Origin of the sequence: Microtetraspora glauca (assembly GCF_040656155.1) — a bacterium.
GTDB classification, from domain to species: domain Bacteria; phylum Actinomycetota; class Actinomycetes; order Streptosporangiales; family Streptosporangiaceae; genus Microtetraspora; species Microtetraspora glauca.
The window spans coordinates 258088-278761 of record NZ_JBFALK010000010.1 but is presented as its reverse complement, the minus strand read 5'-3'; the positions used below and the strand labels follow the sequence as shown (position 1 = coordinate 278761).

Below are 20674 nucleotides of genomic sequence, written 5' to 3'. Positions count from 1 at the left end.
GCGAAACTGATCGTCAGGGCCCTGAGGCCATGGTCAGGCGAGTGCCGAACGGAACGCCCCGGCGAGATCGAGCGGGTGATCGTGGTCTCCGGCGGCCGGGTAGCCCGCGATCACCCGGCCACCGCCCAGCCGGTCGAGCGTGGCGAGCGACCCGGCCAGGAGCGCGGGCGGCGTCCTCGCCGTCGATCGCGACCAACCGTGCGCGGCGCCCCCGGGGACGGCCGGGACCGGCTGGACGGAAGACGTCTCCCCTGCCCGCCCGCGCGGCGAAACGTCCAGCGTCGATTGCGAACTCCGGACGGATCGGCACCATGCGGAGTCATGGACGACAGAAATCTCAACGACCGCAAGTTCGTCATGGTCAGCTCCACCGCGAGCGCGGTCGATCCGGACGGGCCGACCGAGTTCGTCTACAAGGAGGAGGACGGCATCATCTGGGGCGACTACGTCGGTGACACGGTGGTGCACGGGCACTTCGTCGGCACCAGGGAGGCCGACCGCATCGAGCTGACCTACATCCACCAGCTCAAGAGCGGCGGGCGCGCCGGTGGACGGAGCGCCAGCCGGATCGAGACGCTGCCCGACGGGCGGCTGCACCTGATCGAGGAGTTCCAGTTCGAGGGCGACGACACCAAGCACGTCAGCGTCTGCGCCGAGGTGTCCTGAGGCCGGGCGGCCCTCAGCCCTTGCTGTCCCTCTGGAGGCCCGCCCGCCCCTCGGAGACCCCTTCGAACCGCATCTTGCCCAGCGGCACCCCGTCACCGGACGCCTCGGGGGCGGGCCGCCGCGTGGCGGGCCTCCTGTCGGTCGGCAGGATGTACGGCCGCCTGATCACCTCGTCGAGGATGAAGACGGTCTCGGTGGCCTTCACCGCCGGGATGTTCGCGAGCCGCTCGGTGACCAGGGAGTGCACGGCGGCCACGTCGGTCATCCGTACCTGGATCATGGCGTCGTGCTGGCCGGTGGTGATCGCGCAGTACTCCACCTCGGGCATCTGGGCGAGCTGGGCGCGGAACTGGCGCCACATCTGCTGCCGCACGGTGACGAAGATCAGCGCGGTGATGCCCAGGCCCGCGCGGACGTGGTCGATCTCGGCGGTGAACCCCTTGATCGCGCCGTCGGCGCGCAGGGCCTCGAACCGGGTGTAGGCGTTCGCGCGGGAGATGCCGACGCGCTCGGCGAGCGCGGCCACGGAGATCCGGCCGTTCTCCCTGAGCACCTCAAGGATCTTGAAATGTATCGCGTCCAGCTCCAGACCGATGCCGATCCGTCCAGGAGGAGTACCCCCACGCGTCGGGTAGCTTGACGTTTCGGTCACTGCAGTTCCCCCCTCATCAGATTCGTCTCAGCTTCGCGGCACGCGCTGGACTTTCTGCCTGACACTCCTGGACCATCAGCGACTAAACGTCTCACATGGCACATTTTCGGAGGATACAGATATGGCGCTCCGTTCGCGGCGCCGGCAGGCGACGACCGCACTGCTGCCGGTCCTGCTCACCGGTGCTCTCGCCCTCGCCGCGTGCTCCAGCGGCGGCTCGTCCGGCACGACGGCGCAGAGCGGCGCGAGCAAGACGCTCGTGATCGACACATCCTTCGATCTCAAGACCGCCGACCCGGGCCGGACCTACGAGCCGACCGGTCTGATCGTGGGCAAGGCGACCTACGACACGCTCCTCACCTTCGAGGGCGCCGACGTCACCAAGCCGGTCCCGGCTCTCGCCGAGTCGTACGAGCTCTCGTCCGACGGCACGACGCTCACGCTCAAGCTGCGGCAGGGCGCGACGTTCGCCGACGGCTCCCCTGTCACCGCGGACGACGTGCTCTTCTCGCTGACCCGCGTGCGCGACATGAAGGGCACCCCGTCCTTCCTGCTCGACGGCGTCGACGTGGCCAAGACGGACGACTCGACGATCACGCTGACGTCGAAGACCCCCAACCCGGCGCTGCCGTACATCCTGCCGAACCCGGCCCTGGGCATCCTCAACTCGAAGGTGGCCAAGGAGCACGGCGCGACCGCGGACCCGAACGACAAGGCCGAGCAGTACCTCAACTCCGCCTCCGCCGGCTCCGGGCCGTACACGATCGAGTCGTTCAACGTGAGCAGCCAGGTCGTGCTCAAGGCGAACGCCAAGTACTGGGGCGCCAAGAAGCCGACCTACGACAAGGTCGTCATCCGCAACGTCGAGTCCGCCACGCAGAAGCTCAACGTGCAGCGCGGCGACAGCCAGGTCGCGCTGAACCTCTCGGGCGACCAGGTGACCGGCATGACGGGCGGCCTGCAGGTCAAGCGGACCACCTCGGCGTACGTGTTCTTCCTGCTCGCCAACCAGGACACCGGCGTCAGCAAGGTCACCTCCAACCCCAAGTTCGTCGAGGCGCTGCGCAAGGGCATCGACTACGCGGGCCTGCTGGAGCTGGCCGGTGAGGGCTCGACGCAGGCGGCGGGCATCATCCCGTCGATGTTCCTCGGCGCGCTCCCCGCGGACCAGGCGACCACGCGCGACGTCGAGGGCGCGAAGGCGGCCCTGGCGGAGAGCGGCGTGACCGACCCCACGGTCAAGCTGGAGTACCCCAGCGAGCTGACCGTGAACGGCCTGTCCTTCCAGCCGCTGGCCGAGCGGATCCAGGCCAACCTCAAGGAGGTCGGCATCACCGTGGAGATCACGCCCGCGCCGGTCACCACGGCCCTGGACAACTACCGCAACGGCAAGGAGGAGCTCGGCCTCTGGTACTGGGGCCCGGACTTCCCCGACCCCAGCAACTACCTGTCGTTCCTGCCCGGCAAGCTGGTCGGCCTGCGCGCCGGCTGGAAGGCGGGATCCGACAAGGAGCTGGAGTCCGCGGGCGACAAGGCGGCCGCCGCGGTGACCGACGACGCCCGGAAGCAGGCGTACACCGACGTGCAGACGAAGCTGAACGCCTCCGGGCCGTTCATCCCGCTGATCCAGCCGGGCCAGAACATCGTGACGGCCGGATCGGTCACGGGCCTGGAGTACCACCCGGTGTGGACGATCAATGTCGCCGACCTCGGCGCCAAGTAAGGACCAGGACGGCGGCGCGGCCCTTCCCAGCCAGAACAGGCGGGGCCGCGCCGCCGGTCGGCGTCCGTTCGTCCGGTTCCTGGTCCGCAGGATCGTCACGGCGCTGCTGCTCGCCCTGGGCATCACGCTCGTCACGTTCATCCTGACGAACCTGGTCCCCGGCGACCCCGCCGCCGCCAACCTGGGCCAGCGCGCCATCGGCGACCCGGCGATCGTGGCGCAGTGGCGCGCGGACCACGGACTGGACAAGCCGCTCCCCCAGCAGTACCTGATCCACCTCTCCGGGGTGCTTCACGGGGACTTCGGCCAGAGCCAGCAGAGCCACCGCCCCGTGGCCGACGACCTCGCCGAGTTCGTACCCGCGACGCTGGAGCTGGCGGGCGCGGCCATCCTGATCTCGCTGGTCCTGGGGGTCGCGTTCGGCGTCGTCGCCGCGCTGCGCCGTGACCGGCTGTCGGACCACATCCTGCGTGTGACCAGCCTGTTCGGCATCTCGGTGCCGACGTTCTGGCTGGCGCTCGTGGCGTTCTACGTCTTCTTCTACCGGCTGCAGATCACCCCGGGCAGCGGCAGGATCGACCCCGGCATGACGGCTCCGCCGCACGTCACCGGCCTCTACACGATCGACGCGGCGCTGTCCGGGCAGTGGGACGTGTTCGCCTCGGCGGTCGCCCACCTGATCACCCCGGCGCTGGTCCTCGCGCTCTACACGATCGGCCTGCTCACCCGGTTCACCCGGTCGGCGGTGCTGGAGGTGCTCGGCCAGGACTACGTGCGCGCGGCCCGCGCGAAGGGCCTGCCCGCCCGGGTCATCCTGTTCCGGTACGTCCTGCGGTCGGCGCTGGTCCCCGTGATCACGGTCGCCGGTCTCGCCTTCGGCAGCCTGCTGTCCGGCACCGTGCTGGTCGAGGCGATCTTCGCCTGGCCGGGGATCGGCCAGTACGCCTACAAGAGCGCGACCTCCCTCGACCTGCCCGCCGTGATGGGCGTCGGCCTGGTCGTGGGCGTGGTCTACCTCGTCATCAACCTGATCGTGGACGTTCTGTACGGCGTCATCGACCCCAGAGTGAGAATCTCGTGATCCGACGGCTGACAGAGGGCGGGCGAGGGGGGCTGACGCGGCGGCTCCCCGAGGCGTGGCGGCAGCCGCTGGCGATCGTCGGCGGCGTGGTCGCGTTCGCCTGGATCGTGATCGCGCTGGCCGCGCCGCTGGTGGCGCCGCACGACCCGCTCGCCCAGGAGCTCCCCCGGCTCGCGCCTCCCGGGCCCGGCCACTGGTTCGGCACCGACCAGCTCGGCCGCGACATCCTGAGCCGCGTGCTGTACGGCGCCCGCGTGTCGATCCCGCTGACACTGCTGCTGGTGGCGCTCTCGGTGCTGATCGGGGGCCTGCTCGGCGCCTGCGCCGGATATTTCGGCAGATGGGTGGACGAGACGATCATGCGGCTGGCGGATCTCGTGTTCGCCTTCCCCACGATCATCCTCGCCATGGTGGTGGCCGCCGCCCTCGGCGCGAGCCTCGGCAACGCGGTGCTCGCCGTACTCGTCGTCGCCTGGCCGGCCTACGCCCGCGTGACGCGCGGCCTGGTGCTCGGCATCCGCGAGCGCGAGTTCGTGATGAGCGGGCGGCTGCTCGGCTTCTCGGCCTGGCGCTCGCTCCGCGTGGACGTGCTGCCCAACGTCACCGGCCCCGTCCTGGTGCTGGCGACGCTCGACATCGGCACCGCGCTGCTGCTGCTGTCCGGCCTGTCCTTCCTCGGCCTCGGCGCCAAGCCGCCGTCCCCCGAGTGGGGCGCGATGGTCGCCTCCGGCGTGGACGTCTTCGACAGCTGGTGGGTCGCGACCTTCCCCGGTCTCGCCATCCTGACGGTGGTGCTCGCGTTCAACTTCCTCGGCGACACGCTGCGCGACGCGCTCGACCCCCGGACCGCCCGCGCCATCAAGGAGCGTGCAATTTGACGGAGCGACAGACTGCGCGAAGCGAGGAGACCGCCGGGAACGGCATCCTCACCATCTCCGACCTCACCGTGGCGATCCACGGCAAGGAGATCCTGCGCGGGGTGGACCTCACCCTGCAGCAGGGGCGGGTGCACGGCCTGGCCGGGGAGAGCGGCTCCGGCAAGACCATGACCGGCCTCGCCGTACTCGGCCTGCTGCCCCACGGAGCCCGTACACGGGGCCGGATCGAGCTGGCCGGCCGTGACCTGCTGTCCCTCGCCCCCAAGCGGCTCAACGCCGTACGCGGGGCCGAGGTCGCCATGGTCTTCCAGGACCCGGCGACCAGCCTGCACCCCATGCTTCCGGTGGGACGGCAGCTCACCGAGCACATGCGCCACCATCTGCGCCTCGGCCGAGCCGAGGCGCGCGACCGGGCGATCGACCTCATGCGCAAGGTGCGGATCCCCGGGCCCGAGGAGGCGATCGACCGCTACCCGCACCAGTTCTCCGGCGGCATGCGCCAGCGCATCGCGATCGCGGTCGCGCTGGCCTGCTCGCCGAAGGTCCTCATCGCGGACGAGCCGACGACGGCGCTCGACGTGACCGTCCAGGCGGGCATCCTGCGGCTGCTGCGCGGCCTCTGCGACGACCTCGGCCTGGCCGTGCTGCTCGTCACCCACGACCTCGGCGTGATGTCGGCGGTGGCCGACGAGGTGAGCGTGATGAAGGACGGCCTGGTCGTGGAGACGGGACCGCGCGGCGAGGTGCTGCGCGAGCCGCGCCACGCCTACACCCGCGCGCTGCTCGACGCCCTGCCGGAGAACGCGCGGGCCGCCGAGGACGCTGGTACCGAGTCCTCCGAAGTGGAGCCGGCATGACACTGCTGACCGTGGACGACCTCGTCGTCGAGCACCGGACGCCCGGCCGCCCCGTGGTACGCGCCGTGGCCGGGGCCAGCCTGAGCGTCGCCGCCGGAGAGGTCGTCGGCCTCGTCGGCGAGTCGGGGTGCGGCAAGTCGACGCTGGCCCGCGCGGTGTGCGGGATCGGCCGCCCGGCCTCGGGGACCATCGCGTTCGAGGGGCGCCCGGTGAAGCCGCTGGGGCTGCGCCGCAGGGACCGCGCCCTGACCGGCGTCCAGATGGTCTTCCAGGACCCGTACGCGTCGCTGAACCCGCGCCGGCGGGTGGGCGACCAGATCGCCGACGGGCTGCGCGCCGCCGCCGACACCGCGACCACGCCCGCCGACCTGCTCGACCGTGTCGGGCTGCCGCGCGAGTTCGCGACCAGATACCCGCACGAGTTCTCCGGCGGACAGCGCCAGCGCATCGCGATCGCCAGGGCCCTGGCCGCCCGGCCGTCCCTGCTGATCGGCGACGAGCCGATCTCGGCGCTCGACGCCTCGGCGCAGGCGCAGGTGGCCCGTCTGATGCGGGACCTCGCCGTCGAGTCGGGCGCGGGCCTGCTCTTCATCAGCCACGACCTGTCCGTGGTGCGGCTGATCGCCGACCGGATCGCGGTGATGTACCTGGGGAAGATCGTGGAGGTGGGCCGAACCGCCGAGGTCTGGGCCGATCCCCGGCACCCGTACACGCGGGCGCTGCTCGGCGCGATCCCGGCGCCGGACGGGGCGGGCGTGCTCCCTGCCGAGCTGCCAGGGGACGTTCCCGACCCCGCGGCGCCGCCCCCGGGCTGCCGGTTCCACCCTCGCTGCCCGAAGGTGATGGACGTGTGCAGGGAGCGCGAGCCCGAGTTCGGGCCGGTCGCCTGCTGGCTGCACGAGCCCGCCTGACCGGTTTCCCCGGTCAGGCGGTGCCTGATGACCAAAGTCCCGGCGGCGCGGGGGCCGTCGGCACTGTTCTCCGGCGCGGATGCGGCGAAGTCTGGCCCTGTGCGAGATCCGTCTATCCCAAGGAGGCCCCCGATGCTCTCGCCCCTGGCGTCCGATCTCGGCGTTCAGTACCTGCTGGTGGCGGCCGAGCAGGCTCCCTCCGTGCTCAACACCCAGCCGTGGCGCCTCCGAACCGTCGGCGACGACGTGGCCGAGCTGCTGTGCGATCCGAGCCGCCGGTTGCGCGTCAGCGACCCCCGGGGCCGGTCGATGCACGTCAGCTGCGGCGCGGCCCTGTTCAACCTCAGGCTGGCGGTCAGGATCGGCGGATACCGCCCCGCCGTGTCCCTGCTACCCGACCCGGACGCCCCGGAGCTGCTCGCCTCGATCAGGATGACCGAGTCGACGCCGGCCAACGCGACCGAGCGGTCCCTCTACTCGGCGATCAGGGTGCGGCGGACCAACCGCGAGCCGTTCGACGACCGCCTGATCCCGCCGTCGGTCCTGGCGGGCCTGCGCATCGCCGCCAGCCGCGAGGGCGCCAATCTGGTCCCCCTCGACGACGAGGCGGCGGGCGAGCTCCTCGAACAGGTCGCCATGGCGAGCGACGAGATGTCCGGCGACCGCGGATACCTCGCCGAGCTCGCGGCGTGGACGGCGGGCCGTGCGCTGTTCGACGGCGTCCCGCGGCACGTCCACGGACCGCGGGCGGACCGCGATCCCGCACCCGTCCGTGACTTCGGGCTGGGCCATCGGAACCCGAACCGGCGGGTCGTCCGCTTCGAGTCACGCCCCCAGCTCGCCGTGCTCACCACCCGGGGAGACCGGCCGGTGGACTGGCTGCACGCCGGCCAGGCGCTCCAGCGGGTGCTGCTCATGGCGACCTGCCACGGCATCTCCGCCTCGTTCCTCAACCAGCCGCTCGATTTGCGCGACATGCGCCGCCGTACGGACCCGAGGCACGCCAGGGGCCACGCCCAGATGATCATCAGGATGGGATACGGCCCGGTCGTGCCGCGCGCTCCGCGCCGCCCGGCCGGCGAGTTGCTGCTGGAGGACTCCGCGCGCAAAGAGCGGCTGATGCCGCTGCTGCGCCTCTAGTTGAAGATCGCGTTTCGACCGCGATCGTCGGCTGTCAGGTGGAGTCGCGCTCGACCAGGGCATGGCTCCACAGGGCGAGGCGGCGCTGCCCGGCCGCGCCGCCCCTGACGATCTCGTCCAGGGTCTGGGCGAGCATGGCCGGACCGGTCGTGACATCGAGGCGGACGGTGGTGAGCCGGGGCCGCAGCAGGTTCGCCAACGGCAGGTCGTCGCACCCCACGACCGCCACGTCGCCGGGCACGGAGAACCCGTTGTCGGCGAGCACGGCCATCAGCAACATGGCGTATTCGTCGTTGTAGGCGAACACGCCGTGCTTGGTCCGCGCGTGTCCGGTGGTGTCCACGGCCCGCCACATGTCCAGCCGTGCGGCGGTCGCGGCCTCGGAGAAGGCCAGGTCCACTCGGGTGTACGGCACGCCGCGTGCGGCGGCCACCCGCCGCACGCCCGCCGCCCGGAGCAGGCCCATGTCGCGCAGGCCGTCCTCGGCCGGGACGATCGCGGTCAGGGTGCGGCTGCCACGCGCGAGGAGGTGTTCGGCGGCCGTCGCCCCGATCCCCTCGTGGTCCAGGGTCATGGTGGAGACGATCTCGGAGGACCAGCCCACGACGCCGATGCCGATCACCGCCTTGATCCCCGCCGAGCGCAGTACGTCCACGGACTGCCGGGTCAGCCGCCCGGCCGGGGCGAGTACCGCGACCGGGCGAAGTTCGGCCCAGGCGCGGGCGGCGGCCATGCCTTTCAGGCGGCGCGCGCCGTACTGGATCATGGTGTATCCGAGCCGGCTGAGCTCGCGGTCCAGCTCCTCCATCAGGCCGACGGCGAGTGGGCCGTACGGGACGTCGACCAGCGGCACCAGCACCAGCCCGCTGTGCCCGGTCCGCAGCGTCCGCGCCCCGGCGTGCGGCACGTACCCGAGCCTGTCGACGGCCTCAAGGACCCGCGCCCGCGTCTCGTCGCTGATCCGCACGCCCTGGCGGTCGTTGAGGACGTACGACACGGTCGCCTGAGAGACCCCTGCCTCGCGGGCGACATCGAGACTGGTGGGCGGCTTAGCGGACATCACGTCCATTCTGGATCATCGCGAGTTGATAAAGACCAGAACCTCGCTCTTGTCACCTTCTGGGGGCGATGCTATCAACTGCTTATACGTATAAACGGTGCGTCGCCGCCGGGGTGACCTGCAGGGGCGTCCCCCTTGCCGGCACGCGCTCCGTAATGTCGATCACATCTGTGAGGTAGTCCGATGCTGCACACCCGCGAATGGGGCTCCGGTGACCGGGTCGCCGTGCTGATCCACGGCATCATGGCCGACTCCCGCTGCTGGTGGCGGGTCGGCCCGGCGCTGGCCGAGCACGGTTACCGGGTCATCGCGGTGGACCTGCCCGGCCACGGTGACAGCCCCCGCGCCGGTGACTACACCCCCGAGCTGTACGCGTCGAGCGTGCTGGAGTCGGTCCCGGCCGCCCCCGACCTGGCCATCGGCCACTCACTCGGCGGCCTCACCCTGTCGGTCGCGGTCGAGCGGCTCATGCCGGAAAAGGCGATCTACTCCGACCCGGCGTTCCGCCTCCCCAAGGTCGACGGCGTGGATCTCGGCGCGATGATGGCCGCGGCCAAGAACCAGACCGTGGAGATGGTGCGGCAGGTCCATCCCGGCTGGTCCGCCGAGGAATGCGCGCTCGAGGTCGAGATGCTGGCCACGTGGGACCCGGCGACCGCGCTGGCGCTGGACTCGTTCGCCGGCTCGGACTTCACGCCGGAGCCGGTGGTGCCGTCACTGGTCCAGTTGGCCGATCCGAGCGATCTGGTCTCCCAGGAATCCGCCGACGCCCTCGCCTCCAAGGGCTTCGAGGTGCGCGTGGTGAAGGGCGCCGAGCACACGATCCATCGCCACCTGTTCGACGACTTCATGGCCGGCCTCGAGGGCTGGATCTAGGGCCTGTACGGAGGTGAGATCAGGCCGCGCTGTTGATCAACGGTCGTTAGAATCGCTGCTTCGGTCTGGTCAGTGGCGGTTTCCGGCAGCCTATTATCCCGCACATGCGCGATAGCGGCCCGATGCTGACCAGGCGAACCGTCCTCGGCAACGGTGCGCGATTCAGGCACGTTATCCGGTACATCGGCGCCGCCCTTGCAGGGTCTGCATGAGCCGGCGAGCTCATCGGGGCACTGCCACCGAGGTCGACGACCGTGAAGCGGCCACGGTTCTGTTGTCTGCGGCACTGCTGGAGATCCGCTACCTCTCCCGGCCCGTCCGGCGCGAGAGCGAAGAAGCCTCACCGGCCGACGATCTGCAGCACATCTGGTTCCTGGCCGACCTCTGCCACAACCTGCCGGGAGTCGCCCGGCCACGAGCCTGGCCGCCCTCCCGCACGAACGCCCCGCGAAGCAGACGAGAACAGGCGATGATGGAACGGCCGATGAGCTGGACCTGGAACACCGCCGGTCCGGAGGGACGAGCCTGGATCACCGCACAACTCGACCGCGCCCACTGCCCGTGGACCCCACCACCTCCGCTCCCGGACGCAGCCAAGGAACCGCCCGAATTGTCGTTGCGGCAACGGCTCGGCCTTCCCCTGCGCTGGCCCATCCGGGCCCCTGCCGGGCACCAGCCACTGCCGGCCGAAGCCCGCGTCTTGAAAGCCGTGGATGCTCAAACCCTCTTCGCCCTGTATGCAGAAGCCGGACGGCTTCGACTTGGTCTCGGCACGGGCGGACCGTGGCTGCGCGCCCACCTGGATCAGCACGGCACCCACTATCTGGTACCGGACCCACCCGGCTACTACTGGCCCGGCAACTCGAATGGTCGCGGCGGCAAGATCGACTGGTGGCAATGCACCACCCTGCTGCGCATGACGGATGGCGAGCAGGTGACCAGCAGGATCGCCGTACTCCCGGAGACCTTCGCCGCGCTACCGTCCACCCTCTCCAGAAGCCGACAACGCCGACTGGTCCACCTCGCCCGAGCGACCGAACGCGGCATCGGTCTATGGCGGCACGACCACAAGGCCGACTGCGACCCCCGCTCTTGCGGTTTCGTGCCCGAGCAGCCCCCGGATGAGACAGGCGCGTCGTGACTTCCTCAGCCGACGGCAGAAACGGGCCGCGTGCTTGATCGCCGGTCGTTCTCGCCGGGCTTCAGGTGGGCTGGCGGATGGGGAGGGTCAGGGCGGCAGGTTCGGCGGAGCGGAGGGCGACGGTGATCGCGGCCACCGCCGGGTGTTCGGCGGCGCCGCCGCGAAAGGCGATCTTGGTTCGCCGGTGCAGCGGTGTCCGGGTGAGTACGACTGAGGGTGGCGGGTCGGTCAGGCCCAGCTCAGGTACGAGGGCCACGCCCTGACCGGCCGCGACGAGGGCGAGCATCGTGGGGAAGTCGTCGACATCGCCTCGGTGCGCAGCGCCGTGGTGGCCAGGCCACGGTGGGCGGGGTCCGCCGCGAAGTCGTACTCATGGATCAGCGCGACGTCCAACTCCCCCGCCCGCAGCGCGTCGGCGACCTCGGCCGGGTCGAGCTCCAGCACCATCGGTTCCAGGCCCGGATGCCGAACGGTTCGGTGGCGCGGTGGCGCGTTTATATATCCCCTCCCATGGCGGCTGCGGCTGCCGGGATGTTGACGTAGTCGCGCAGATGGGTGATCTGCCCGTTGTGCACGGTGAGCACAACGAGGTTGAGAAGTGCGAACTCGCCGGTGGTCACGCTGGCCCCGAGGGCTTCCTGCTCAACGATGATCGTTTCCGGATCGCCGGTGTCGTGGATGGCAAGGGTGCGGTAGCGCTCGTACTTCAGCGGGTAGTCCTGCCACCCTGCGGCTATCCAGTTCACGATTTCGTCCCGGCCCGCAAGCCGGGACGGCAGGCCTGGGAGTGTGAACGGGAACTCATGGACCGCGTCGAGGGCGTAGACGCACCTCATTTCGTCGGTGGACTGGCTGATGGCGGCTTGGCGGTAACGCTCCAGAACCTCACGTGGATCAGCCTCCTGCTCGCCGAGTGGCGCTCGCCTGGCAGTCACCTTGCGGTAGCTGATCTTCCAGCCGTCGGGTTGGCGCGCGACGATGTCGTCGTAGACGACACTGCCGGCTGTTCCGTCGGCTTTGATGCCGATTCCTTTGGATTGGACCCGCGCCGAGCGATCGTCGATCTGAGTGATCACGATGTTGGTGACGTGATGGCCGACCGGGTTGGCGTTGCCCAATGCGAGCGCGGCCTCACGGATGGCCGCAGTCCCGTGCAACGAGCCGAGGCCGAAGTCGTCCAGGTCGTAGGTGACATCTGGGGTGGAGAGCTCACCCGCTTGGTCCAGCTTGCCGGCGTCTGTGAGGTGGCCGTGGAGATTGATCAGGTCGGTGATGTCGATTCGGTCTTGTTCCGTCAGCGCCATTGGGGGCGGCCCTCCATGCTCTGGGTGAGCCATACCAGTAAGGTGAGGCATAGTCCGGTTAGGCGGACACGGTAACGGACTGTGTCCCCGTTTAGCAAGGGAGGCGTGCGAATGGTGTCGGCGGGCCACGATCCACGGTTGCGTGCCGGGCGTCCGATGCGTGCAGACGCCCGACGTAACTACGAGCAGTTGGTCGAGCAGGCGAAAATCGCGTTCGCCGAGTTCGGCGTGGACGCCTCACTGGACGAGATCGCGCGGCGGGCAGGGGTGGCCAGCGGGACGCTGTATCGGCATTTCCCCACCCGGCTGGATCTCATCGAGGCGGTACTCTCCGAGCAGATAGCCCAGCTGGTCGACCTTGGCCGCCGGCTGCTGACGGCCGAGGACGAATTCGACGCGCTGTCCACCTGGTTGCGTGCCGCGCTCAGGCATGGCCTGACCTATCGAGGTCTGTCGGCCGCCGTGATGGACTCGGCACTCGATCACGAGAATGGCCCGGTATCGGCCTGGCATGCTCAGATGTTCGAGGCGGGAGCCGCGTTGCTGGCGAGGGCGCGGCAAACAGGAGTGATCGTCTCCGACGCGAACGACGCGGATGTAATGAAGATGATCGGCGCTATCGCCTGGGCCGCCCAGGGCACTCCCGACAGCTCAGCTCAAGCCGACCGCCTACTCACCCTCCTCCTGAACGGACTTCATCGCGGCGGCATCCAGCGATGACCAGGCCGTGCGTTGCCGTGGCAGCAGACGTCGGAGAAGGCGAGCAAGATTTCCCCGGCCACCTACCGCCGGCCAGGCGGGTAGGTCAGGGGGTCAGGCCGAGCTGCCCCCGCAGCGGACCAGCGGTCCAGGTGGACCTGGCAGGAGGAGCCGAAGTAGAAGTCGTCGGCTTCGCTCATCGCCTCCAGCAGCCGGGGCGCTTCCCAGCCGTGCCCGGCGAAGGCGGCCCGCACGGCCTGTTCCTGCTCCTGGCGGTCGCGGAAGTCCACCGCGTAGCCGCTGTCGCGTAGGCGCGGGGCGCGCCGCCATCGGCTACCGCTTCGGCTCCGAAGACGCCCTGCTCACCCAAGCCCTGGTGGAAGCAGTCGACGAACTCGCCGCCGAACTCGCCCGTCGCGCCCCGTCCGACAAGCCGGAACAGCGCTGGCAGACGCTGATCGACAGCTTCACCACCCATCGGGCGTTGTGGGTGGCCCAACTCGAGGCCGCGGTGCAAGCCGAGCGCCTTTACAACGTAGATTCATATGGTGGATCGGTCAGCTCTGCGGGACGATGGCGACGGGGCAGAGCGCGTCGTGCAGCACGGCCTGGGTGACCAGGCCGAGCGTGACCCGGGCCGGTTCGCGATGCCCGCGGTTGCCGATGACGAGGAGCGCGGCGTCTTCGCTCGCGTCGAGCAGGGCCTCGTTCGCCGGCCGTTCCGCGAAGGAGGTGAAGACCTCCACCTGCGGATACTTCTCGCACCACGGCGCCACGATCCGCTGGAAGCGGGCGCCGGCCTCGCGGGACGGCGTGTCCCCCTCCGCCAGCGCGTGCACGGCCAGCAGGTCGCTGTGGCGCAGGGTCGCCTCCTCCAGGGCGAAGCCGAGCGCCCTCCCGCTCTTCGGGGAGTCGTCCACTCCGACGACGACGCGGCCGGTGTCGGGACTGGGCCCGCTGACCAGGATCACCGGGCAGGGCGCGTGCCCGGCGACCTGGACCGCGGTCGCTCCGACCTTGAGCCGCTCGAAGCCGCCCACCCCGCGTGTGCCCAGAACGATCAGCTCCTCCGCCGCCGCCTCGGTGAGCAGGACCGACGCCGCGGAGCCCCGTTCCAGCCGAGCCCGGACCTCCAGATGGGGAGCCAGCGTGGTCGCCAGGGTGACGCCCTTGCCGATGACGAACTCGGCCGTGTGCCGCACGGTCTCGACGACAGAGGGGTCACTGGGCTTGACCGCGAACGGCCACTGCCAGGCGTGGGTCACCACCAGAGGCGCGTACCTCAGCTGCGCCTCCCGCACCGCCAGGCGCAGGGCCGACTCGCTGCAGGCCGATCCGTCGTATCCGGCCACCACGGGCCGCTGGGAGTAACCGGCTCGCATCGCCGCCTCCTCGCCGTCGGTTCCCTCAGATCCGGGCGTCAGGTCGCGTCCTGGGCGGTCCTCTGCCCCCGGACGGGCCGGTCACGCGTCGAGAGCGCTCATCCCGCCGGCCCGACCCGCCGGCTCATCCGGTACGGCGCAGGAGCGCCAGCCGGACCATCCTGGACAGATCCTGGGCGGTGACCATGCCCACGACGCGTCCTCCCTCGGTGACGAGGGCGGCCATCGGGCCGATGGCCGGACGTTCGAGCAGTTTGGCCGCCTCCTCGTCGGGGCCGAGGATCCGCTCCGGCGGCACCGGTCTGGCGAGGCGGTCCAGGCGGGTGGTGGCGCGCTGCGCGGGCGGAACGGCGGCCAGGGTCTCCAGGGTCACGTATCCGACGGGGGCACCGTCGAAGGCGACCACGGGGAACACGGACTGGTGCGAGCGGGAGGCCACGCCGGAGACGAACTCCTCCACCTCCAGCCAGGCGGGGGCGGCGTCGGGCAACGGGGTCATCACGTCCCTGATCCGCACTCCCCCGAGCCCCTCGCGGGCGGACCGCGCGGCCATCTCGGTGCCCGCGGCCCCGGCGAGGAACCATCCGATGATCATGAGCCAGAGGCCGCCCGCCCATGACGTGAAGAGGACCTCGGCGACGCCCAGGGCGATCAGCAGCAGCCCGAGTCCCTGCCCGGCGCGCGCGGCGGCCCGGTCGGCGCTCACGCGGTCGCCCCTGCGCCACCACAGCACGGCGTGCAGGACCCGGCCGCCGTCGAGCGGCGCGCCGGGGAGCATGTTGAAGACGCCGAGCAGGAGGTTCATCAGGGACAGCCACATGAGGGCGGACAGGACCAGGCGGGGTCCGGGCATGAACGCGGCCATGAGGAAGGCGAGGCCCGCGACGGCCAGGCTGGTCAGTGGGCCGACCACCGAGATCTCCAGCTCGCCCCGCGGTGTCCGTGCCTCGCCTTCCATCTGGGTGATGCCGCCGAAGAGCCACAGCGTGATCGACTTGACCGGGACGCCGCGCCACCGGGCGACCAGCGCGTGCGCCAGCTCGTGGGCCAGCAGCGACGCGAGGAACAGGACCGAGGTCACCACCGCGAGCGTCCAGTAGAGCCCGGGCGCCTGTCCCGGGGCCGCGCCGGGCAGTACGGCACCACCGAGACTGGCCGCGATGAGTGCGGCGATCACCAGCACTGACCAGTGGGCGCCCACCGGGATGCCGGCGACCCGCCCGAGGCGCAGACTCTGCTTCATATGTCCACCATCCGCCCGAAGGGCACATCCCGTCAGGGACATTCCGCCCCTTTTTGGGAGGACCTTCGACTGCCCGGTGCGGCGCGGTTGTAACCGATCAGCTCCCCGAGGCGCGCTCCATGAGCCTGGCGGTGGCGACAAGGCGCACGCAGACGGCCAGGCCCTCGATGGCGAGTTCGAGCTCCTCCAGGTCCGGATACGTGGGCGCGACACGGATGGTCCGGTCCAGCGGGTCGTCTCCGTACGGGTGCGTGGCGCCGGCGGGGGTCAGCGCGATGCCGGCCTCGGCCGCCTTGCGCACCACCTCGCGGGCGCAGCCCTCGGGTACGTCGAGGCTGATGAAGTAGCCGCCGGCCGGGTCGGACCAGGAGGCGAGGCCGGTGCCGCCCAGCTCCTTGTCCAGGATGCGGATCACCGCGTCGAACTTCGGCCGGATCAGGTCGCGGTGGCGGCGCATGTGCGCGGCGAGGCCCTCGGCGTCCTTGAGGAACCGGACGTGGCGGAGCTGGTTGATCTTGTCGGGGCCGATGGTCTGCTTGGCCGCGTTGCCGATCAGCCAGGCGACGTTCGCGGGCGAGGAGCCGAAGAAGGCCACGCCGGCACCGGCCAGGGTGATCTTCGAGGTGGAGCCGAAGACGAAGACGCGGTCCGGGTTGCCGTTCTCCGCGCACAGCTCCAGGATGTCGGCGATCTCCACCGGGCTGTCCGCGAGGTGGTGAACGGCGTACGCGTTGTCCCAGAAGACGCGGAAGTCGGGGGCCGCGGTCGGCATGGCCGCCAGGCGACGCACGGTCTCGTCGCTGTAGCAGACGCCGTCGGGGTTGCTGTACTTCGGCACGCACCAGATGCCCTTGACCTGCGCGTCCTCGCGCACCAGGCGCTCGACGACGTCCATGTCGGGGCCTTCTGGCGTCATCGGCACGGGGATCAGCTCGATGCCGAAGCGCTCGCACAGGGCGAAGTGCCGGTCGTACCCGGGAACCGGGCACAGGAAGGCGACGCGCGGCTCGTCCACCCAGCGGCGCTCCGCGCCGGGGAGCCGGCTGAGCAACGCCTGGACGACGGTGTCGTGCATCATCGCGAGGCTGGAGTTGCCGCCCACCACGAGCTGGGCGGCGGGCACCTGCAGGGGTCCGCTGAAGATCTCCCTGAGCTCCGGCAGGCCCTGAAGGCCACCGTAGTTGCGGCAGTCGGTGCCGTCCGCGGCCGTGTGGTCGCCCTCGCCGGGCAGCGCGAGGAGGGCCTCGGACAGGTCGAGCTGCCGGGCGGAGGGCTTGCCCCTGGTGAGGTCGAGGGACAGGCCACGCGCCACGAGGGCGGCGTGGTCGTGGAGGGCGCGGTCGTGCTCGGCGACGAGCCGGTCGCGGTCGCCGAGGTTCGATGAGGTCACGGGTCTTCCTTAGGGATCGGTCATGGTGGGGGGAAAGCGCGGCGATTCCGAGGATAGAAGGCGACCACGCCCGTCCCCCGACCCCCCTGGGATCGGCGCCTCGGTCAGGCCATCTCGAACCAGACCTGGTTGCGGCCCGCCTCCCGGATCATCCCCCATCGCGCCGCCAGCGCGTCGAGCAGCGGCAGGCCCCGCCCGCCGGTGCCGTTCGGTACGGCGTGGCCCGCGCACGGCGGATCGGCCGAGCCCTCGTCCTGCACGCAGACGCGTACCCCCGCGTCCGTGCGGGACACCGTCAGCGTGAACGACCCGCCCTCACCCGACCGCGAGTGGACCACCGCGTTGGTGGCGATCTCGCTGGTCAGCAGGACGCAGTCGTCGTGCAGCGGGTGGTCCTTCCCCAGGGCGGCGGACACGAGCCTGCGTGCCCGCACCACCTGCTCCCGTCCCCCGGCGAGCCGGGCCACCCGATCCCCCGTGACGTTCATCAACGACCTCCGCTCTCTGCGCCCCCTACAGAGATGACGCGTGACGATCTACCTGAGATGTCACGAGAAAGTAGGAGACTTCGCCTTGGCCGGGATCACCGCCGCCCGGTAGCGCCCCGGCGTGATCCCGAAGCAGCGCACGAACCAGCGGGTGAGGTGGCTCTGGTCGGCGAACCCGACCCCGGCGGCCGTCTCGGCGACCGTCCGTCCCCCGGCGAGCAGCCGCTTGGCCTCCCGCATCCGCAGCTGACGCTGGTAGTCGCTGGGCGCCATGCCGTACGCCGACAGGAACGCGCGGTAGACGGCGAACCTGCTGCCCCCTGCCGCCGCGGCGAGCTCGGCCGCGCCGATGTCCGTACGGTAGGACTCGGCCAGAAACCGGCGGGCGCGTTCCGCGACGTCGCGCGAGCCCGTGAGCCGGGGCGGCGACCAGGTGACCCCGCCCGCGGGGAGGGGAACCGTTACCTGCCGCTGTTCCGCCAGCCGGTGCTGGTCTTCGCGGCGACCCAGGAGCAACTCGCCCAGGCGCACGCGCGGGCGCTCACCCGGGACATCCGTACGGCCCTCTACACCGAGGAGATGTTCAAGACCGGCAACGACGACGACAACCGCGCGGCGGTCCGGGAGGCCGCCGAGCTGCGGCTCGTGGGGCTGGCCGTCCACGGCCGCAGGAACGACGTCGACAAGGTTCTCAAGGGCATGTCCCTGCACAACTGAGCCGCGCCGGGCCGCCCGCTACCTGGCCGACTCCGCGAGGCGGTCGACGCGGCCGAGCGCAGTGCGGTGTTCGTCACGATCGGCACCTCGCTGCAGGGCCAGCCCGCCGCCTCGCTCGCCCGCATCGCGGTCGAGTCGGGCGCCCGTCTGGTCATCGTCAACGGCGAGCCCACGCCGTACGACGAACTGGCCGCCGAGGTCGTACGCGACCCGATCGGCCAGGCCGTCCCCGGCCTACTGGCCCGGCTGTCCGGGTGAGGTCGTCGACGGAGCGGCTCAGGTGATGTCCATCCACATCAGCAGGACGAGCCCGAGCAGGTGGCCCAGGACGATGAACACGATCAGGAAGATGAAGATGAACTTGGCCGGGCCATGCTCGAAATGCTTGCCCGTGCCGACCAGAGTCGGTCGCTGCGCCTGGCGCTCGGCGATCCGCTCTTCGAGGCTCTTCCGTCTCAAGGCCACGACCTTACCTCCGGTCAGGTGACTCATCCCGCGTGCGGGAGGAGGGCTCACGACGTCATGATTAATTGGTGTACAAACCATTTGTATACTAACTTTTATAGCACGCCTACATGGAGGTGCATGTGAGTGACTTCGCCGACATTCCGGACCCCCTGTCCCTGGAGCGGCAGGTGTGCTTCGCCCTGTCCGTCGCCTCCCGGAACGTCATCGCGGTCTACCGGCCGCTCCTGGAGCCCATGGGCCTGACCCACCCGCAGTACCTCGTCATGCTGGCCCTCTGGGAGCACGCGCCCCTGGCGGTGAAGGACCTCAGCCGGATGCTCCAGCTCGATCCCGGCACCCTCTCCCCCTTGCTCAAGCGCCTGGAGGCGGGCGGGCTCGTCCGCCGCGAGCGGGACACGAACGACGAGCGGGCCCTCGCCGTCGTCCTCACCGCGGCCGGCAAGGACCTGCGGGCCGAGGCGGAGAAGATTCCCCCGGCCATCGTGGCACGGCTCGGCATGGGGCTGGACGAGCTCCAGCACCTGCACGAGTCGCTGATGCGGGTGATCGCCGCCGCCAACTCCGCCAACGGCCATGGAGCGGCATAGCACCGCGTTCCATGAGTCGGGGCCGAACAGCTGTGCTACGTTCATCGGCACGAGAAGCGCGTTCTGCCCGGCGGATCCGCCGGTTTCTGACCCCTTGAGGGAGGTGAGGTTGATGACCGTGATGACGGCTGCCACGCGCGGCTTCCGGTCCTTCCTCACGTTCCCGGCCTTCGGCTGATCTCTTCCACATCGCCGGGGCCCTCATGACAAAGGGTTTCACACTGGTGTTCACCGATTCTTCTTCCGGCATCTGGACCACCCGCCCCGAGACCGAGCGGGACGCCGCGGCGATCCGCGCGGTCACCCTCGGCGCCTTCCCCACCCCGTTGGAGGCCGACCTGGTCGAGGCGCTGCGCGCCGACGCCGCGTGGTTGCCCGGCCTCTCCATCGTGGCCGAGGACACCGACGGCACCGTCGCGGGATACTCGCTGCTCACCCGCTGCCACGTCCGCTCCGGTTCCGGCTCCCAGGTCCACGACGCCCCGGCCCTCGCGCTGGGTCCGTGCGCCGTGCTGCCCGCGTACCAGAGACGGGGCGCGGGCTCGGCCGCGATCCGCGCCGGTCTGGCGTCGGCCCGCGCCATGGGCGAGAACCTCGTCCTGGTGCTCGGCCACCCCGAGTACTATCCGCGCTTCGGGTTCACCCCGGCCTCGACGTACGGGATCCACCCGTCCTTCGACGTGCCCGACGAGGCGATGATGGCGCTGGTGTTCGACGGCACGCTGCCGGTGCCGAGCGGCACCATCGTGTACGCGGCGCCGTTCGGCGTCTAACTAGCCGGTTCACGTCGGCGCAGTCCCGTGACCGCCGTGCCCGGCGGTCACGGGGCGGTGCCGGCGACCTTCTCCCTGAACGCGCGCAGGGCGGCGGCGCCCACCGCCTTGTCCTGCGCGCCGTTCCCGCCGCTGACGCCGACCGCGCCGACCACCTGGCCCTCGTGGACGATCGGGAACCCGCCCACGAAGACGGCGAACCTCCCCGGGTGCATGTGGGCGATGCCGAACGCCTCATTGCCGGGCAGAGCGGGGCCGTCCGGCGGCTCGTTGAACCTGTGGGTGTCCCGCTGGTGTCCCGCGGCGGTGAACGCCTTCGCGATGGCGATCTCGACGCCGGTGAGCCTCGCCCCGGTCATCCGGTGCAGGGCGATCGGATGAGCGCCGTCGTCGGCGACGCAGATGGTCTCCCTGACGCCGATCCGCCGGGCCTCCTCCTCGGCGGCCGTCAGCATGACCAGGGCGTCCTCAAGAGTCAACCGATAGACAAGGTGCACATTTCCTCCGGTGGTGGCACGACCGGATCCCGTGAACGCACGCCGAACGCGGCATCCCGCGCCCCCGGAATCGGCTGTCGCCCACTGTCCCCGGCTATTGCTGAAAAGACGGCGAAAACCCAGACTGAGAAGAGCTCCTCC

The 20674-nt window shown here is 70.6% G+C and carries 27 protein-coding genes; 14 read left to right on the top strand and 13 right to left on the bottom strand.

Features of this window, described 5'->3' with window-relative positions; genetic code table 11:
* Nucleotides 1-321 precede the first annotated feature (321 nt).
* Complete coding sequence (locus AB0I59_RS20270; RefSeq protein ID WP_228644276.1) at nt 322-666, top strand: avidin-fold protein; 345 nt, start codon at nt 322-324, stop codon at nt 664-666.
* A 13-nt stretch (nt 667-679) separates the two neighbouring features.
* Here AB0I59_RS20270 and AB0I59_RS20265 read toward each other — a convergent pair whose 3' ends face one another.
* The gene (locus tag AB0I59_RS20265; RefSeq protein WP_061261201.1) at nt 680-1318 is read right to left on the bottom strand and encodes an Lrp/AsnC family transcriptional regulator; all 639 of its coding nucleotides are present in this window, start codon (nt 1316-1318) and stop codon (nt 680-682) included.
* A gap of 121 nt (nt 1319-1439) precedes the next feature.
* On the opposite strand from AB0I59_RS20265, the gene AB0I59_RS20260 reads away from it, so the two are divergent.
* From AB0I59_RS20260 to AB0I59_RS20235, 6 genes are all read left to right on the top strand, one after another.
* Nucleotides 1440-3041, top strand: coding sequence for an ABC transporter substrate-binding protein (locus AB0I59_RS20260; RefSeq protein WP_061261200.1), 1602 nt, complete (start codon nt 1440-1442; stop codon nt 3039-3041).
* Nucleotides 3016-4122 (top strand): ABC transporter permease, encoded by a 1107-nt coding sequence (locus AB0I59_RS20255; protein WP_358134793.1) that lies wholly within the window; start codon nt 3016-3018, stop codon nt 4120-4122. Before AB0I59_RS20260 ends, AB0I59_RS20255 begins: the two co-directional genes overlap by 26 nt.
* Nucleotides 4119-5000 carry an ABC transporter permease gene (locus tag AB0I59_RS20250; RefSeq protein ID WP_358134790.1) on the top strand — a complete coding sequence of 294 codons (882 nt, stop codon included), beginning with the start codon at nt 4119-4121 and terminating at the stop codon, nt 4998-5000. Before AB0I59_RS20255 ends, AB0I59_RS20250 begins: the two co-directional genes overlap by 4 nt.
* Complete coding sequence (locus tag AB0I59_RS20245; protein ID WP_358134787.1) at nt 4997-5857, top strand: ABC transporter ATP-binding protein; 861 nt, start codon at nt 4997-4999, stop codon at nt 5855-5857. Before AB0I59_RS20250 ends, AB0I59_RS20245 begins: the two co-directional genes overlap by 4 nt.
* Nucleotides 5854-6768: an ABC transporter ATP-binding protein gene (locus tag AB0I59_RS20240; RefSeq protein ID WP_061261198.1), complete on the top strand. Its 915-nt coding sequence runs from the start codon at nt 5854-5856 to the stop codon at nt 6766-6768. The genes AB0I59_RS20245 and AB0I59_RS20240 overlap by 4 nt, the downstream gene beginning before the upstream one ends.
* A 132-nt stretch (nt 6769-6900) precedes the next feature.
* Nucleotides 6901-7908 (top strand): Acg family FMN-binding oxidoreductase, encoded by a 1008-nt coding sequence (locus AB0I59_RS20235; RefSeq protein ID WP_061261197.1) that lies wholly within the window; start codon nt 6901-6903, stop codon nt 7906-7908.
* Nucleotides 7909-7942: 34 nt separating this feature from the next.
* Here the strand turns inward: AB0I59_RS20235 and AB0I59_RS20230 are convergent, their stop codons facing one another.
* Entirely contained in the window at nt 7943-8968 is a 1026-nt protein-coding gene (locus tag AB0I59_RS20230) for a LacI family DNA-binding transcriptional regulator (RefSeq protein WP_358134783.1), read from the bottom strand.
* A gap of 183 nt (nt 8969-9151) precedes the next feature.
* Here AB0I59_RS20230 and AB0I59_RS20225 point away from each other — a divergent pair, with 183 nt between their 5' ends.
* Together AB0I59_RS20225 and AB0I59_RS20220 are read left to right on the top strand one after the other, a co-directional pair.
* The gene (locus AB0I59_RS20225; RefSeq protein WP_358134780.1) at nt 9152-9844 is read left to right on the top strand and encodes an alpha/beta fold hydrolase; all 693 of its coding nucleotides are present in this window, start codon (nt 9152-9154) and stop codon (nt 9842-9844) included.
* Nucleotides 9845-10052: 208 nt separating this feature from the next.
* Nucleotides 10053-10985, top strand: a complete 933-nt coding sequence (locus tag AB0I59_RS20220; protein WP_358134777.1) for a hypothetical protein — start codon at nt 10053-10055, stop codon at nt 10983-10985.
* 61 nt (nt 10986-11046) lie between these two features.
* Here the strand turns inward: AB0I59_RS20220 and AB0I59_RS20215 are convergent, their stop codons facing one another.
* Genes AB0I59_RS20215 through AB0I59_RS20205 form a run of 3 tightly spaced genes read right to left on the bottom strand, consistent with a single transcriptional unit; the run spans nt 11047 to nt 12289 of the window.
* Nucleotides 11047-11271, bottom strand: coding sequence for a type 2 periplasmic-binding domain-containing protein (locus AB0I59_RS20215; protein WP_358134774.1), 225 nt, complete (start codon nt 11269-11271; stop codon nt 11047-11049).
* The gene (locus tag AB0I59_RS20210) at nt 11214-11432 is read right to left on the bottom strand and encodes a type 2 periplasmic-binding domain-containing protein (RefSeq protein WP_358134771.1); all 219 of its coding nucleotides are present in this window, start codon (nt 11430-11432) and stop codon (nt 11214-11216) included. Before AB0I59_RS20210 ends, AB0I59_RS20215 begins: the two co-directional genes overlap by 58 nt.
* A gap of 47 nt (nt 11433-11479) precedes the next feature.
* Nucleotides 11480-12289 carry a nuclear transport factor 2 family protein gene (locus AB0I59_RS20205; protein ID WP_358134768.1) on the bottom strand — a complete coding sequence of 270 codons (810 nt, stop codon included), beginning with the start codon at nt 12287-12289 and terminating at the stop codon, nt 11480-11482.
* A 111-nt stretch (nt 12290-12400) separates the two neighbouring features.
* Between AB0I59_RS20205 and AB0I59_RS20200 the strand changes: the two genes are divergently transcribed.
* On the top strand, nt 12401-13009 hold the full coding sequence (locus tag AB0I59_RS20200) for a TetR/AcrR family transcriptional regulator (RefSeq protein WP_358134765.1): 609 nt from the start codon (nt 12401-12403) through the stop codon (nt 13007-13009).
* A 62-nt stretch (nt 13010-13071) separates the two neighbouring features.
* On the opposite strand, the gene AB0I59_RS20195 is transcribed toward AB0I59_RS20200, so the two are convergent.
* The 6 genes from AB0I59_RS20195 to AB0I59_RS20170 form a co-directional block, all read right to left on the bottom strand.
* Nucleotides 13072-13278 carry a hypothetical protein gene (locus AB0I59_RS20195; RefSeq protein ID WP_358134762.1) on the bottom strand — a complete coding sequence of 69 codons (207 nt, stop codon included), beginning with the start codon at nt 13276-13278 and terminating at the stop codon, nt 13072-13074.
* Between the two features lie 267 nt (nt 13279-13545).
* On the bottom strand, nt 13546-14370 hold the full coding sequence (locus AB0I59_RS20190) for a universal stress protein (RefSeq protein WP_358134759.1): 825 nt from the start codon (nt 14368-14370) through the stop codon (nt 13546-13548).
* A 124-nt stretch (nt 14371-14494) separates the two neighbouring features.
* Nucleotides 14495-15613 (bottom strand): site-2 protease family protein, encoded by a 1119-nt coding sequence (locus AB0I59_RS20185; RefSeq protein ID WP_358134756.1) that lies wholly within the window; start codon nt 15611-15613, stop codon nt 14495-14497.
* Nucleotides 15614-15710: 97 nt separating this feature from the next.
* The gene (locus AB0I59_RS20180) at nt 15711-17003 is read right to left on the bottom strand and encodes an aspartate aminotransferase type Ic (RefSeq protein ID WP_358134753.1); all 1293 of its coding nucleotides are present in this window, start codon (nt 17001-17003) and stop codon (nt 15711-15713) included.
* A gap of 104 nt (nt 17004-17107) precedes the next feature.
* Nucleotides 17108-17491 carry an ATP-binding protein gene (locus AB0I59_RS20175; protein ID WP_061261188.1) on the bottom strand — a complete coding sequence of 128 codons (384 nt, stop codon included), beginning with the start codon at nt 17489-17491 and terminating at the stop codon, nt 17108-17110.
* A gap of 60 nt (nt 17492-17551) precedes the next feature.
* Complete coding sequence (locus tag AB0I59_RS20170) at nt 17552-18007, bottom strand: helix-turn-helix transcriptional regulator (protein ID WP_358134750.1); 456 nt, start codon at nt 18005-18007, stop codon at nt 17552-17554.
* Between AB0I59_RS20170 and AB0I59_RS20165 the strand changes: the two genes are divergently transcribed.
* A complete protein-coding gene (locus tag AB0I59_RS20165; RefSeq protein WP_358134747.1) occupies nt 17978-18208 on the top strand; it encodes a DUF2000 family protein in 231 nt (76 codons plus the stop codon). The genes AB0I59_RS20170 and AB0I59_RS20165 overlap by 30 nt on opposite strands.
* Before the next feature lie 66 nt (nt 18209-18274).
* Entirely contained in the window at nt 18275-18466 is a 192-nt protein-coding gene (locus AB0I59_RS20160) for an SIR2 family protein (protein WP_358134744.1), read from the top strand.
* A gap of 18 nt (nt 18467-18484) precedes the next feature.
* Here AB0I59_RS20160 and AB0I59_RS20155 read toward each other — a convergent pair whose 3' ends face one another.
* Entirely contained in the window at nt 18485-18667 is a 183-nt protein-coding gene (locus AB0I59_RS20155; protein WP_358134741.1) for a hypothetical protein, read from the bottom strand.
* A 116-nt stretch (nt 18668-18783) separates the two neighbouring features.
* Here AB0I59_RS20155 and AB0I59_RS20150 point away from each other — a divergent pair, with 116 nt between their 5' ends.
* Nucleotides 18784-19263, top strand: a complete 480-nt coding sequence (locus AB0I59_RS20150; protein WP_358134738.1) for a MarR family winged helix-turn-helix transcriptional regulator — start codon at nt 18784-18786, stop codon at nt 19261-19263.
* A 203-nt stretch (nt 19264-19466) separates the two neighbouring features.
* Nucleotides 19467-20036 (top strand): GNAT family N-acetyltransferase, encoded by a 570-nt coding sequence (locus AB0I59_RS20145; protein WP_358134735.1) that lies wholly within the window; start codon nt 19467-19469, stop codon nt 20034-20036.
* Between the two features lie 47 nt (nt 20037-20083).
* Here AB0I59_RS20145 and AB0I59_RS20140 read toward each other — a convergent pair whose 3' ends face one another.
* The gene (locus AB0I59_RS20140) at nt 20084-20533 is read right to left on the bottom strand and encodes a GlcG/HbpS family heme-binding protein (RefSeq protein ID WP_061261181.1); all 450 of its coding nucleotides are present in this window, start codon (nt 20531-20533) and stop codon (nt 20084-20086) included.
* Nucleotides 20534-20674 lie beyond the last annotated feature (141 nt).

Excerpts from the sequence above, each read along its gene's own strand:
- AB0I59_RS20235 (WP_061261197.1), top strand. The coding sequence starts at position 6,901 with ATGCTCTCGCCCCTGGCGTCCGATCTCGGCGTTCAGTACCTGCTGGTG.
- AB0I59_RS20175 (WP_061261188.1), bottom strand. The coding sequence starts at position 17,491 with ATGAACGTCACGGGGGATCGGGTGGCCCGGCTCGCCGGGGGACGGGAG.
- AB0I59_RS20210 (WP_358134771.1), bottom strand. The coding sequence starts at position 11,432 with ATGGTGCTGGAGCTCGACCCGGCCGAGGTCGCCGACGCGCTGCGGGCG.
- AB0I59_RS20230 (WP_358134783.1), bottom strand. The coding sequence starts at position 8,968 with ATGTCCGCTAAGCCGCCCACCAGTCTCGATGTCGCCCGCGAGGCAGGG.
- AB0I59_RS20205 (WP_358134768.1), bottom strand. The coding sequence starts at position 12,289 with ATGGCGCTGACGGAACAAGACCGAATCGACATCACCGACCTGATCAAT.
- AB0I59_RS20220 (WP_358134777.1), top strand. The coding sequence starts at position 10,053 with ATGAGCCGGCGAGCTCATCGGGGCACTGCCACCGAGGTCGACGACCGT.
- AB0I59_RS20190 (WP_358134759.1), bottom strand. The coding sequence starts at position 14,370 with ATGCGAGCCGGTTACTCCCAGCGGCCCGTGGTGGCCGGATACGACGGA.
- AB0I59_RS20215 (WP_358134774.1), bottom strand. The coding sequence starts at position 11,271 with ATGCTCGCCCTCGTCGCGGCCGGTCAGGGCGTGGCCCTCGTACCTGAG.
- AB0I59_RS20145 (WP_358134735.1), top strand. The coding sequence starts at position 19,467 with ATGACAAAGGGTTTCACACTGGTGTTCACCGATTCTTCTTCCGGCATC.
- AB0I59_RS20255 (WP_358134793.1), top strand. The coding sequence starts at position 3,016 with ATGTCGCCGACCTCGGCGCCAAGTAAGGACCAGGACGGCGGCGCGGCC.
- AB0I59_RS20225 (WP_358134780.1), top strand. The coding sequence starts at position 9,152 with ATGCTGCACACCCGCGAATGGGGCTCCGGTGACCGGGTCGCCGTGCTG.
- AB0I59_RS20260 (WP_061261200.1), top strand. The coding sequence starts at position 1,440 with ATGGCGCTCCGTTCGCGGCGCCGGCAGGCGACGACCGCACTGCTGCCG.
- AB0I59_RS20150 (WP_358134738.1), top strand. The coding sequence starts at position 18,784 with ATGGAGGTGCATGTGAGTGACTTCGCCGACATTCCGGACCCCCTGTCC.
- AB0I59_RS20270 (WP_228644276.1), top strand. The coding sequence starts at position 322 with ATGGACGACAGAAATCTCAACGACCGCAAGTTCGTCATGGTCAGCTCC.
- AB0I59_RS20185 (WP_358134756.1), bottom strand. The coding sequence starts at position 15,613 with ATGAAGCAGAGTCTGCGCCTCGGGCGGGTCGCCGGCATCCCGGTGGGC.
- AB0I59_RS20200 (WP_358134765.1), top strand. The coding sequence starts at position 12,401 with ATGGTGTCGGCGGGCCACGATCCACGGTTGCGTGCCGGGCGTCCGATG.
- AB0I59_RS20240 (WP_061261198.1), top strand. The coding sequence starts at position 5,854 with ATGACACTGCTGACCGTGGACGACCTCGTCGTCGAGCACCGGACGCCC.